Source organism: Rhizobium sp. P1_B8, from assembly GCF_056406515.1.
This window is the reverse complement of sequence record NZ_JBFTZZ010000001.1, coordinates 364,340-377,172: the sequence shown is the minus strand read 5'-3', so window position 1 is coordinate 377,172 and position 12,833 is coordinate 364,340. Positions and strand designations below refer to the sequence as shown.

The window sequence follows — 12,833 nt, the reverse complement described above, 5'->3', positions numbered from 1 at the left end:
TTGCTCGATCTTAGGAAACTGCCGCTCGAAGCCCAGCTCACCGCCCTTCTCGATGGCGAAGTCTCGCCCGAACAGCGGCACGAACTGGAGCAGCGTCTGGCAAGCGACGAGAATGCGCGCCGGCTGCATGAGAAGCTGCGCCATGGGGCTGATTTCGGCCGCCGCCGCCTGGACGATATACTGAAGGAGCCGGTGCCGCTCGCCCTCGTCCGTTCCATCAAGAGCACGCAACCGCCGAAAACGTCGATCGCCCAGCGCGCCACGCGCCCGCAAGTGAAACTGGCGCCGAGCGGCCCGCAGGCGCTGGCCGCCGCCCTCATCCTCTTTGCCGTCGGTTGCGGTATCGGCTATTTTGTCGGCACCGCCCCGGATGCCGACGAGATTGCCACCACGGCTACCACCAATACGGCTCCGGCCAATACCAACGACTGGCTCGGCGACGTCACCGCCTATCAGCGCCTGCTGATCCGCCAGCCCCGTCATCTCGTCGAAGTGCCCGCTTCGCAGGCCGAGGAAATCTCCAGCTGGCTGACGACCGCGATCGGTGTGCCCTTCCGCGTGCCGGATCTGAGCGCCGAAGCCTGGACCTTCCAGGGCGCGCGCGTCATCCTCGGCGACAGCCGCCCTGTCGGGCAGCTCGTCTATTCGAATGCCGATGGCGACATCATTTCCATTTGCTTCCGCAAGGACGCGCAGCCGCCGGAGACCGACGACTTCAAGGAAACGATCAAGGACGAGATCGGCCTCGTGACCTGGCACAATGCCGGCACCTCCTACGTGCTAGCCGGCCCTTCCGCCGAAGCAACGCTCGGCCAGCTTGCCATGGAGATCGCCACCGCGATCTGATTGCCGGAGCATGATGACGAGCGGTTTCGCACGACGTCGTGCTCGCCTTCTTTGACTTAAGGCACCAGCACCACCTTGCCGACCGCCCTCCGCTCCTCGATGGCGCGATGCGCTTCCGCCGCTTGATGCAGTGGGAAACGACCGCCGTCGGTAACCGTCAAGGCGCCCGCTGTGGCAAGCTCGAAGAGCGCGGCAAGATCCTCCCGCACACCCTCAGGCGTCAGCAGCGGCAATAGCGAAAATCCCTTGATTGACTGATTGTCATCAAGCATGTGCTCGACATCGGCCGCCTCAAGCCCAAACCGCCCCATCGCCGCCAGCACCAGCTCGCCGCAAGGCGCCAGCACATCGACCGCCGCCCGTGAAAACGCCCCGCCGACGGTTTCATAGATGATATCCACGCCGAGCCCTCCGGTCAGCCTCTTGACGTCCTCCTGCCAGCCGGGCGCCGTATAATCGGCCGCATGATCGGCGCCGAGAGATAGGGAAAGCGCCCTCTTTTCGTCACTGCTCGCCGCTGCGATCACCATCTTCGCCGCGTCGCGCCTCGCCAGTTGGAGGAGCAGAGAACCAACACCCCCGGCTGCTGCGTTGACGAGAACGATTTTGCCTTTCACGGGACTGCGGCGTAGGAGGTGCAGCGCCGTCAACCCCTGCACCATCAGCGCAGCAGCCGCCTCGAAGGAGACCGCGTCGGGCAGCGGCACCACCGCCCCGCCATCGACCGCGGCGAACTCGGCATAACCGCCCGAACCGCGCCCGATCGCAAAGAGAGGAACGGCAACCCGCGTGCCAATCAGCGAGCGGTCGGCACCAGGCCCTGCTCGCTCGATTATACCCGCGACCTCGACACCGGGAAACATCGGCAGGTCAGGCGTTGCGGCATAGCGGTCGGCCCGCATCAACACCTCGAAGAAGTTGACACCCGCCGCGTGAACGCGGATGAGAACCTCGCTCGGGCCCGGCTCGGGAACCGGCAGTTCCACGAGCTCGAGGACATCGGGTGGACCGAAGCGAGTGAATTGAACGGCTTTCATGGCAGATGAACCTCACGTCTGATTGGCGTGGGGCAGGTTTAGCAATAGGATATCAGGCAAAAATACACACTCTTTCGTGCCCTACCCACCAGGAGGTGACCATGGCTGAGCCGATGAAAAGACTGCCGGAACTGCCGGTCGAGCGCGCGCTCAAGGTGATCTCGGGGCGCTGGAAGCCAGTCATCCTCTATTACGTCTTCTCCGGCCCGAAGCGTCTGTCGGAGCTGAAGCGGATGATGCCCGCCATCACCCAGAAGGTGCTGATCCAGCAACTGCGCGAGATGGAGGAGCACGGGCTGGTCGCCCGCCAGATCTTCGCCGAAGTCCCCGCCCGCGTCGAATACAGCGCGACCGAACTCGGTCTCGGTCTCGAACCGGTGTTGCTGGCGCTCTGCCAATGGGGTCAGCGGCACGCCGAGGCGCGCGACGAGGCCGACGAGATCGCCGACTGCATCGTCAGGCCGCGCCGCGCTACAGCGCCGCGCGTCTTTTCAGACGCGTAAAGGGCGCTGTAACATTTTGAATTGCTGCATAATTTTATCCTTAAATCGATTCCAATCTAAGGAATTATGCAGTAGTGCGATCGCGGCCTGAGACCTGCCGAAATCAGGCCTTGCCAGCCTTCACGTCGAGCACGCGGTTGGCGGCCGAGACGATCGCCTCCAGCGAAGCTGCGACGATGTTGGTATTGATGCCGGCGCCGAAGAGTTTGCCGCCGGGATAGGAGGTCTCGACGTAGGAGATTGCCGCTGCGTTCGAGCCATGCTGGAGCGAATGCTCGGAATAGTCCTCGACCGACATCTCGATGCCGAGATAATGCGACAGCGCATTGATGAAGCCGTCGATCGGACCGTTGCCGCGCCCTTCGATGCGCTTGATCTCGCCATTGTCGGTGATCTCGGCTGCGACGATCCGCTGGCCCTTGTGCTCAGTGTCAGGATAGGTGTGATGGTCGACGAAGCGCAGGCGCCCTTCCGGCTGCGTCACGTAGCGCTCGATGAAGCGGTCGTAGATGCGCCGGGATGGAAGCTCTTTGCCCTCTACGTCGGTGATGCGCTGGATATCCTCGCGGAATTCCACCTGCAGGTTGCGCGGCAGGTTCAGCCCGTAATCCTGTTGCAGGATATAGGCGATGCCGCCCTTGCCGGACTGCGAGTTGATGCGGATGATCGCCTCATAGGAACGACCGACATCGCGCGGATCGATCGGCAGGTACGGGACTTCCCACACGGGATGATTGGCGACCTGTGCTGCCTTCATACCCTTGTTGATCGCATCCTGATGCGAGCCGGAGAAGGCGGTGTAGACCAGTTCGCCGACGTAAGGATGACGCTCGCCGATCGCCATCTGGTTCGAATATTCGAACACTTCCTTGATGCGCTCGATATTCGAGCAGTCGATCTCGGGATCGACGCCCTGCGTGAACATGTTCAGCGCCATCGTCACCATGTCGACATTGCCGGTACGCTCGCCATTGCCGAACAGCGTGCCTTCGACGCGGTCGGCACCTGCCAGCAATGCCAATTCGGCAGCAGCGATGCCGGTGCCGCGATCGTTATGCGGATGCAGGGAAACGATCAGGTTCTCGCGATTGTCGAGGTTGCGGCACATCCATTCGATCTGGTCGGCATAGACGTTCGGCGTCGCCACCTCGACGGTGGACGGCAGGTTGATGATCAGCTTGTTATCGGGCGTCGGCTTGACGACCTCGATGACGGCATTGCAGATCTCCAGCGCCACATCGAGTTCGGTGCCGGTAAAGCTCTCCGGCGAATATTCGAAACGGTAACCGCCGCCGGCCTTGGTGGCCATATCGGTGATCATCTTGGCGGCATCGACGGCGATCTGCTTGATCCCCTGCACATCCTTGGCGAAGACGACGCGGCGCTGCAACTCGCTGGTGGAGTTGTAGAAGTGCACGATCGGCCGATTTGCGCCTTCCAGTGCTTCGAAGGTACGGGTGATGAGTTCCGGGCGGCACTGTACCAATACCTGCAGGGAGACGTCGTCGGGCACATTGCCCTCCTCCACGCACCAGCGGGCAAAGTCAAAATCGGTCTGCGAAGCCGAGGGGAACCCGATCTCGATTTCCTTGAAGCCCATCTCGATCAGCAGTTGGAACATGCGCGCCTTGCGATCGTGGCCCATCGGGTCGACGAGCGCCTGGTTGCCGTCGCGCAGGTCGACCGAGCACCAGACCGGTGCCTTGGTAATGGTCTTCGTCGGCCATGTGCGGTCGGGAATGTTCACCTGCGGATAGGCTCGGTATTTCACCGCGGCGTCGGGCATGCCTTTTGCGGGGGCCGTCTTGTTTGTGGAGGCCACCTTATTTTGGGAAGATTGCGTCTTCGCGTCCATCGTATCGTCTCCTCGTCCCGGCATTTGCCCGCTCTTAGCCGATCACGTCGGGCTTGGCGATAACCAAATGCGGACCTTGTCGGTCGTTAGGTCAATTTTGAAAGTGAGTCGCGAGGAGCGATGGCCGGCGGGCTTTCGGCCGCCGGGCGCTCCTCAAAGGACCCGGCAACCGCGCGTAAGGCCGAGGAGAAGAAGCGAGGTCAGGGCGCGCGTATTGTCACGCAGGGCGATGCGGCCGCGTGCAATCGTGTCAGAAATTCTGGCGCCAGTGGTCTTCATGCCCGCGCTTATAGCCTCGGACGGTAAAGCTGGCAAGTCCTTGGCCGGCTTTTGGTGGCCGCCAACATTCGACGAACTGCCCAGCTATTGCCGGCGGAGCTGCTTGAAAGCGCCAGAATCCGGCATTTGGAGAGCACAACGACCTTCCGTTACCTCGACTGAGCTCGGTCTTTCCAAATCTTCACCAACCGCGACAGCGCCAGCATCAGCCCACCCGCGATCAGGCCCCAGAAGGCACCGGAAATGCCGCCGAAGGAAACGCCGGAGGCGGTGACAAGGAAGGTGATTGCCGCCGCCTCGCGCGAGTCCGGCGCCTGGAAGGCCGACATCGCCGAGGACGAGAAGGCTCCGACCAGCGCCAGTCCCGCTACCGCCTCGATCAGGATCGAAGGCGCGAGTGCGACGAAGGCCGTCACCGCGCCGGCGAGCAGCCCGAGAATGATATAACCGACGCCGGCGATCAGTGACGCCCAATAGCGCCGCTTCGGATCGGCATGGGCGTCCTGTCCGGCGCACATTGCCGCGGTGATGGCTGCCAGATTGACCGCGTGGCCGCCGAACGGCGCCGACAGTAGCGAAAAGAAGCCGGTGACGGCAAAGAGCGGACCGGGCTTTGGATCGTAGTGGTTGACCTTCAGCACCGCGATACCCGGAATGTTCTGCGAGGCCATGGTGACGATGAACAGCGGCAGCGCGATCGAGACGAGGCCGGCAAGATTGAACACCGGCCGGACAATCTCCACCGTCGGCACCAGTGATTGTTCCAGCGAGCCGAGCGCATCGTCAGGGATATCGACGCCGAAGGCGAGCACCAGCACGAAGGCCGCGAGTGCTGCCGGCACCGCCCAAAGCCGCTTGAAGGCGCCGACAACGATCCAGGCAACGACGATCGGCAGGCCGAACAGCGGATTGAAGCCGATCGCCTTCACCGGCGCGAAGCAGAGGCCGATCAGCACGCCGGCGAGCATCGCATTGGCGAGTGGTGCCGGAATTGCGGCAACCGCTCTCCCGAGTGGCTTGAACAGCCCTGCAACGATAATCAGCGCAGCACAGATCAGGAATGCCCCGACCGCCGCATTGAAGCCGCCCTCGATCGCTCCGGTGCTTGCCAGCAGTGCGGCACCCGGTGTCGACCAGGCGATGCTGACCGGCAATCGGGTCACGGCACTCAGCACGATCGCGCAGACGCCCATGGAAATCGACAATGCCATCAGCCCGGAAGCCGCCTGTACATCCGTGGCGCCGACCGCCTGCAGCCCGTGCAGCACAACGGCGAAGGAGCTGGCGGAACCGACGAAGGCGGTCAGCAACCCCATGAACAGGGCTTGGACGGAAAAATCTTTGAGCATGGCGGGACTCGAGCTGCGCGAATGCCGCATGGAGCATGATGGTTGTCGCAGGCGCAAGTCCGGATTCATTGCTTTCCGTTCAGACCTTGCCGCTAGCACTGTCCGAAAACAGAACGCCCTCACCTGCGATCGGCAGGCAAGGGCGGGTTCTTGCAGTTTTGGCTGAGAAAACTCAGATATCGGCCTGCGACGTCACGATCCGTGAAACGAGGCCATATTCCTTCGCCTCTTCGGCCGAAAGCCAGTAGTCGCGATCCGTATCCTTGTCGATCTTGTCGAGCGGCTGGCCGGTGGCCGCTGCCATGATCCTGTTCAGACGCTCGTTCATCTTGATGATCTCGCGCGCCTGGATTTCGATGTCGGATGCCATGCCGCGCGTGCCGCCGGAGGGCTGATGCAGCAGGAAGCGCGTGTTCGGCAGGCACAGGCGCCGCTCCTTCGGAGTGGCGACATAGATCAGTGCGCCGGCGGAGGCGACCCAACCGGTGCCGATCGTCCAGACCTTCGGCTTGATGAACTTGATCATGTCATGAATGGAATCGCCGGATTCGACGTGGCCGCCGGGCGAATTGACATAGATGCGGATGTCCTCGTCGCTGGCAGCAGCAAGCGCCACAAGCTGCGAGCAGACCTTCTGCGCCAATTCCTGATTGATCGGTCCGTAGATGAAGATCGAACGCGACTTGAAAAGATTCGCCTCCGTTTCCTTGCCGAGCGGCAGTTCCTTCGTCTTGTCGTCCTGGTCTTCGTCGTTCATTCGAACCTCTTGGAGATGAATTCGGGTTCCTCGCACATAGTGCGACTCAATGCCTAAAACAATGCGGGAAAAACACAAGGCACCGAAGCGATGGAGATATCCTTAAGAAGCCGCGCGCGGTTCTGCAAGCCTTACTGAATTGTAACGGCGAAAGGCTTTGAAAAGCCTAAATCGGTTCCTACCTCAGCCTCACGCGGCAAATGCCGCATCAGATCATTAGGAGGCAGGACAATGTCACCCGAAGAACGCCAATTGCTGACCGCCCTCTTCGACCGCGTGCGCACCGCCGCAGCCACGCCGCGCGACCGCGACGCCGAAGCCCTGATCGACCAAGCGACGCGTGAGCAGCCGTCGGCCACCTATTATCTGGCCCAGGCCGTCATTGTTCAAGAAAAGGGGCTGGAGGCGGCCGCCAACCACATCAAGGAACTCGAGGAGCATGTTCGCCAGCTGGAAGCCGGCGTGAGCGAACACCGCCAGGCCGAACAGGGCGGCGGCTTCCTGAGCTCGATCTTCGGCAACACCCAGACGCAGCAGCCGGCCCCAGTTCCGTCCAACCCCGGTCCTTGGGGCCAGTCCCGCAGCTATGACGATCCCCGCGACGGCAATGTCCGCCAGACGCCACAACAGCCGACCGGCCCCTGGAGCCAGCAGGCCTATGCGCCGTCGGCCGGCGGCAGCTTCCTGCGCGGCGCACTCGGCACGGCAGCGGGCGTTGCCGGCGGCATGCTGCTTGCCAATTCGCTGAGCGGCATCTTCGGCAACCACATGTCCTCGCTCGGCTGGGGCTCGCCCTTCGGCGCCAATCCCTTCGGCAATGCCAGCGCCCCCACCGAGGAAACCGTCATCAACAACTATTACGGCAATGACGACACCCGCCAGGCCTCCGATAACGCCGGCGACAAGGACGACGACAACGCCAACGTGCAGCAGGCCGATTACGACGACGGCGACGATTACGCCGACGACTCGTCCAGCGACGACGTTACGGATGTGTGAGATCTAGCGGCCAAAGAATGGGCGGCCGTTGGCTTTACATTGCCGCACCGTCGCCCGGCCCTTCGCTTGGGCTCAGGGCGTTCGCTGCTGCAATCGATTCACTGGATCGATTGCTCGGGCTGCGCCCGAACGCAACTCACCCACGGCCGCGATAGCTGGCAACGCCCTGTTCCGGCAGCCACACGCCTTCCGGCGGCTTGCCCGTCTGCCAGAAGACGTCGATCGGAATGCCGCCACGCGGATACCAGTAGGCGCCGATCCTCAGCCACCGGGGATCGAGCAACTCGACGATGCGCTTGGCGATGTAGATCGAGCAATCCTCGTGGAAAGCGCCGTGATTGCGGAAGGAATGCAGGAAGAGCTTCAGCGACTTCGATTCCACCAGCCATTCGCCCGGAATGTAGTCGATGACGATATGGGCGAAATCCGGCTGCCCGGTCATCGGGCAGAGCGAGGTGAATTCCGGCGCGGTGAAGCGCACGACGTAATCGGTGCCGGCATGGTTGGACGGCACTTTTTCAAGCACCGCCTCCTCCGGTGATTGCGCGGTTTCGGTCTGCTGACCCAGCATCGACAGGCTGGAAACATCGGTACTCGGCATTATGCCTCCTTGACGACTTTGACGCGGATGCCGTGAGCCTTTTCGCCCTCCGGCTCCACATGAATTGCGATAGTGGCGCCCTCGTGCACTGCCCTGATGGCATCCTCAAGGCGGTCGCATATATCATGCGCCTGCCGCACGGACATCCCACCGGGCACCACCATGTGAAAATCGATGAAGGTGACGGTGCCTGCCCGCCTCGTTTTCAGGTCGTGCACGCCGATCGAACCCGCCGCATGGGTGGCAATCGCCTGCTTGATCGCTTCTTCCTCCTGCGGCTCCACCGCCTGGTCCATTAGCCCGCCAATCGATTGCGAGATCACCTTCCAGCCCTGATAGAGGATGTTGACGGCAACGAGAATGGCAAGCACCGGGTCGAAGATCGCATAGCCCGTTGCCAGCGCCAGCAGCAGACCGACGAGCACGCCGACAGAGGTCACCACGTCGGACATGATGTGCTGTCCATCCGCCGTCAGTGCCGCCGAACGATGCCTGCGTCCGGTTCTGATCAGCAACCGCGCCCAGACCGCATTGATGACACCGGCCGCGAAATTGATCGCAAGCCCGAGCACAGGTGCGTCCAGCATGCGCGGCGCGGCGAGATAACCGACGGCTTCGTCGACGATCAGCAGGGCAGCGACGACGATCAGCACGCCCTCGGTCACGGCAGACAGATATTCCGCCTTATGATGGCCGAAGGGGTGATCGTGATCGGCCGGCTTCTGCGCATAGCGGATCACGAAGAAGGCGATGAAGGCGGCAGCGACGTTGACCGACGATTCGAGCCCGTCCGACAGCAGCGCCACCGACCCGGTAACCCACCACGCCACCATCTTCAGACCCATGACGCCGAGCGACAGTGGGATCCCCCACATCGCCAGCTTCCGAACCGTAAGATCGCCGTTGTCACTCATATCGTCCCCCTGCGGTTGCGAATGAATTGCAGCATCTAAGCCGTTGAAACGCAAAACCGCCCACGCGAATGTCGCGCAGGCGGTTCAGTTGAGGGTGATATGGGCGATGATGGAGGATTTGTCAAAGGGGAATGACACGCCCTTCACAGGCGTTACCGTCCCCGGCCGGAAAACAGCCCCAACGAGCGATCCCGATGCCCGGTACAGCGCGGCTCAACGAGCGGGGTCGGAGAGCAAAGATTGCGGCCAGCGCAAAAGAGCAGCCTGCCCTACAGACGTCAGGGCGTAGACGCCCTTGTCCACGCGTTCGAACCATCCGTAGACGTTGTCACGCAGGATCGAGCCGGCCTTGGGCGTAAGCGCCTTCATATCCCGCGGCCGCACCAGTCCCTGGGCGAGTGCTGAAGCACAGAGCAGCGCCTGTTGGCGATAGGCGGTCATGATCGGCGCCCGCGAGCCACCACCGACGGCGGGATCCCCACGGCGGCGCTGATGCTCCTTGACGAGGCGCGAGCGCCGTTTCGGATTGGTGCGCGGCATCGGCGAGACGGAACTGACGATGACGCTGACCTCGCCCCCATCGGAGACGCCGAGCATGCCGATACCGAGCCTTCGGCAGAGATCGCGGTAGCGTCTATCGGCCTCTCGCCCGCGGCCCTTGGCGGAAACGCGGGCCGCAACCCAGACTTCATCGCTCAACGCCGCGCGATCGACCGCCTGGAGAAGCAGTTCGAGGTTGAAGGAGAGTTTCAATTCGCAGACCACCACGACCGGCGGTTCGGCACCGCTCAAGCCGACGAGATCGCATCCGCCGACCTCGCCCTTCACGACATAACCGGCCGCCTCCAGGAAGGCTTTGACCGGCAGGTAGAGCGACGTCTCCATGGTGAAAACGGCGCCTCAGGCGGCGTTGAGATCGGCAATCTCGCCATATCGTGCAAGCAATCGCGGCGACGACATGTCGCCGGTTTCCTCGTCGACGATCACGGCATAGGCGGCCACGCCGACGAAACGCTCAGCCATCGCCGAAGCGATCTTTTCCGCGCTGACGGAGTTCGATGCCTGGCGCATTTCGCCGGGCACGAGATTGCCGCGGTTCTTGCGGTAAGGGAGAACGATGAACTTTTCAGCATTGGCCACGGCGATAGGTTCCAATTGATCGTTCCTGAAATGTTCTGATTTGCCGGAAGAAGTCAAGTCGCGGCCCGACGGCCCAATGGCCGGCCCTTCCCACAGTAGGAAGGGCCAGGCGAAATTGCGGTCAGGCAGCCTTCGTCTTCACCTTGCGTGCCAGATGCGCCACGACATTTTCGATCATCCGCATCCCTGCATCGCCACCGAGCGTCATGATCGATTCCGGATGGAACTGCACCGCGGCGATCGGCTCCTTGGCATGTTCGATGCCCATGATCGTGCCGTCGTCGCTTTCCGCCGTGATGATGAACTCGCGCGGCAGCGTCGAGGGATCGGCAAAGATCGAGTGATAGCGACCAACCGTCACCTCCTTGGCAAGGCCGGAGAAGACGATACCTGGCTCCAGCACGCGGATGCGCGACGGCTTGCCGTGCATCGGCAGCGCCAGATGGCGCAGTTCCCCGCCATAGGCTTCGGCGATCGCCTGCAGACCGAGGCAAACACCGAAGATCGGCAGGTTGCGCGCCCGCGCCTTCTTGATCGTCGCCTTGCAGTCGAAATCCTTGGGCGTTCCAGGTCCAGGCGACAGCACGACGAGGTCCGGGTTCAACCGGTCGAAGATTTCCTCCGGCACCGGCGTGCGCACGGTGGAAACCGTCGCCCCCGTCTGGCGGAAGTAATTGGCGAGCGTGTGGACGAAGCTGTCCTCGTGATCGACGAGCAGGATGCTGACGCCCTTGCCGACGCTCGCGACGTCGCGCTGGACCCTGCCGGAATTGCCGGTCTTGGCGTCTCGGATGGCGGAAAGCATGGCAGAGGCCTTCAGTTCTGTTTCGGCTTCTTCTTCGTCAGGAATGGAATCGTTGAGCAGCGTCGCACCGGCGCGCACCTCGGCAATACCGTCCTTGATGCGCACGGTGCGCAGCGTCAGGCCGGTGTTCATGTCGCCGTTGAAGCCGACCATGCCGATCGCCCCACCATACCAGGCGCGTGGGCTTTTTTCATGGCTCTCGATGAAGCGCATCGCCCAGAGCTTCGGGGCGCCGGTGACGGTGACGGCCCAGGCGTGGCTGAGAAAACCGTCGAAAGCGTCCATGTCGTCGCGCAGCCGCCCTTCGATATGGTCGACCGTGTGGATGAGGCGCGAATACATCTCGATCTGCCGGCGGCCGATCACCTTGACCGAACCCGGCTCGCAGACACGGCTTTTGTCGTTGCGGTCGACATCCGAGCACATGGTGAGCTCGGACTCGTCCTTCTTCGAATTCAGGAGCTTCAGGATCTGCTCGCTGTCGGCGATCGGATCGTCACCGCGCTTGATCGTGCCCGAAATCGGGCAGGTCTCGATGCGGCGGCCGGAAACGCGCACGAACATTTCGGGCGAGGCGCCGACCAGATATTCCTGATGGCCGAGATTGATGAAGAAGGAATAGGGCGACGGATTGATCGCCTTCAGCCGCTTGGAAATGTCGGACGGCTTGCTGTCGCAACGCTCCATGAATTTCTGCCCGGGCACGACTTCGAAGAGGTCGCCCTTGCGGAAACTTTCCTTCGCCTTGGTGACGAGCTCGGCATATTCGCCTGGCCGGTGATCGCTCTTCGGCGGAATGGCATCCGTGTGTTTGAAGGGCTCCGCTGCGATATGCTGGGCCTTGCCCTCCGTCGTCACGCCGTCTTTTTCGAAGTCGTAACGGTCGACCCAGGCCTTGGCGGCGTAGTTGTCGACGACGAGGATCTCGTCCGGCAGGTAGAGCACCATGTCGCGCTGGTCGGAGGGTCGCGTCAGCTTCAGATCGATCGCGTCGAACTGGAAGGCGATGTCGTATCCGAAGGCGCCGTAGAACCCGAGGCTCGCATCAGCCTGCGAATAAAACAGGTCGGTGACGGCGCGCAGCACGGTGAAGACCGTCGGCATCTTCGAGCGCTCTTCCTCGGTAAACACCCGGTCCGGCGTCTTGACGGTGAGGTCGAGGCGACGGGCGGAGGAAGCGCCGAGCACGATGTCGGACACCGTCTTCAGCCGCTCGGTCACGAAGCCGAGGATTACCTCGCCGCGTTCATTATAGGCCTCGATCCAGACGTCGCGCCCGAAGGAAGATATGCCGAGCGGCGGATCGACGACGGCGGTATCCCAGCGCGTATAGCGGCCCGGATATTCGTAATTCGACGAAAACACCGCACCGCGGCGCTCGTCGAGCTTGTCGACATAGGAAGAGACCGCATCGCCGTAGGGGATCGCCCGCCGCTGCCGCGTGACTGATATGCCGCCTTTGGTCTCGTAGATTTCCGCACCATCATCCCGCAGGATCGTTACCATTGTTCCACTCCGTTATCGGGGCCTGGACGACAGGCGGCCATAAAACAAAAAAAGCCGCCTCGAAGTTTCGGGCGGCTCACTCGTCGTCTTTGAACACGATTGGTCGAGGCCGCCTTAGCGAACCCACCACCAAACTGCAATGTTCAAGGACTTGATCATGGAAAAATTGTTAGCCTGAGATCAGCCATTGCGCAAGAGGCGAATGCGGGAATGAAAAAGGGCGGCCCGAAAGCCGCCCCCCC

The 12,833-nt window shown here is 62.2% G+C and carries 12 protein-coding genes; 3 read left to right on the top strand and 9 right to left on the bottom strand.

The features are described from left to right. Positions 1–846 carry an anti-sigma factor family protein gene (locus AC1D2N_RS01740; RefSeq protein ID WP_130729343.1) on the top strand — a complete coding sequence of 282 codons (846 nt, stop codon included), beginning with the start codon at positions 1–3 and terminating at the stop codon, positions 844–846. Between the two features lie 56 nt (positions 847–902). Here the strand turns inward: AC1D2N_RS01740 and AC1D2N_RS01735 are convergent, their stop codons facing one another. Beyond that, positions 903–1,883 carry a quinone oxidoreductase family protein gene (locus AC1D2N_RS01735; protein WP_130729344.1) on the bottom strand — a complete coding sequence of 327 codons (981 nt, stop codon included), beginning with the start codon at positions 1,881–1,883 and terminating at the stop codon, positions 903–905. A 5-nt stretch (positions 1,884–1,888) separates the two neighbouring features. On the opposite strand from AC1D2N_RS01735, the gene AC1D2N_RS01730 reads away from it, so the two are divergent. Continuing rightward, a complete protein-coding gene (locus AC1D2N_RS01730; RefSeq protein WP_197729035.1) occupies positions 1,889–2,386 on the top strand; it encodes a winged helix-turn-helix transcriptional regulator in 498 nt (165 codons plus the stop codon). Positions 2,387–2,489: 103 nt separating this feature from the next. Here the strand turns inward: AC1D2N_RS01730 and leuA are convergent, their stop codons facing one another. The 3 genes from leuA to AC1D2N_RS01715 all read right to left on the bottom strand — a co-directional run bounded on the left by leuA (position 2,490) and on the right by AC1D2N_RS01715 (position 6,626). After that, positions 2,490–4,241 carry a 2-isopropylmalate synthase gene (gene leuA / locus AC1D2N_RS01725; RefSeq protein ID WP_130729346.1) on the bottom strand — a complete coding sequence of 584 codons (1,752 nt, stop codon included), beginning with the start codon at positions 4,239–4,241 and terminating at the stop codon, positions 2,490–2,492. 428 nt (positions 4,242–4,669) lie between these two features. Continuing rightward, complete coding sequence (locus tag AC1D2N_RS01720; RefSeq protein ID WP_130729347.1) at positions 4,670–5,899, bottom strand: benzoate/H(+) symporter BenE family transporter; 1,230 nt, start codon at positions 5,897–5,899, stop codon at positions 4,670–4,672. Positions 5,900–6,041: 142 nt separating this feature from the next. Further along, entirely contained in the window at positions 6,042–6,626 is a 585-nt protein-coding gene (locus AC1D2N_RS01715) for an ATP-dependent Clp protease proteolytic subunit (protein ID WP_130729348.1), read from the bottom strand. A 231-nt stretch (positions 6,627–6,857) separates the two neighbouring features. On the opposite strand from AC1D2N_RS01715, the gene AC1D2N_RS01710 reads away from it, so the two are divergent. Then, positions 6,858–7,625 carry a DUF2076 domain-containing protein gene (locus AC1D2N_RS01710; RefSeq protein WP_018243075.1) on the top strand — a complete coding sequence of 256 codons (768 nt, stop codon included), beginning with the start codon at positions 6,858–6,860 and terminating at the stop codon, positions 7,623–7,625. 136 nt (positions 7,626–7,761) lie between these two features. Here the strand turns inward: AC1D2N_RS01710 and queF are convergent, their stop codons facing one another. From queF to AC1D2N_RS01685, 5 genes are all read right to left on the bottom strand, one after another. After that, entirely contained in the window at positions 7,762–8,226 is a 465-nt protein-coding gene (gene queF, locus AC1D2N_RS01705) for a preQ(1) synthase (protein ID WP_018446703.1), read from the bottom strand. Beyond that, a complete protein-coding gene (gene emfA / locus AC1D2N_RS01700) occupies positions 8,226–9,140 on the bottom strand; it encodes a CDF family cation efflux transporter EmfA (protein ID WP_026230710.1) in 915 nt (304 codons plus the stop codon). Before emfA ends, queF begins: the two co-directional genes overlap by 1 nt. A 213-nt stretch (positions 9,141–9,353) precedes the next feature. Continuing rightward, positions 9,354–10,025, bottom strand: coding sequence for a DUF2161 domain-containing phosphodiesterase (locus tag AC1D2N_RS01695; protein ID WP_028732928.1), 672 nt, complete (start codon positions 10,023–10,025; stop codon positions 9,354–9,356). Between the two features lie 15 nt (positions 10,026–10,040). Continuing rightward, positions 10,041–10,280: a hypothetical protein gene (locus tag AC1D2N_RS01690; RefSeq protein WP_003561395.1), complete on the bottom strand. Its 240-nt coding sequence runs from the start codon at positions 10,278–10,280 to the stop codon at positions 10,041–10,043. Positions 10,281–10,401: 121 nt separating this feature from the next. Next, positions 10,402–12,591, bottom strand: coding sequence for an anthranilate synthase (locus tag AC1D2N_RS01685; protein ID WP_018243080.1), 2,190 nt, complete (start codon positions 12,589–12,591; stop codon positions 10,402–10,404). Positions 12,592–12,833 lie beyond the last annotated feature (242 nt).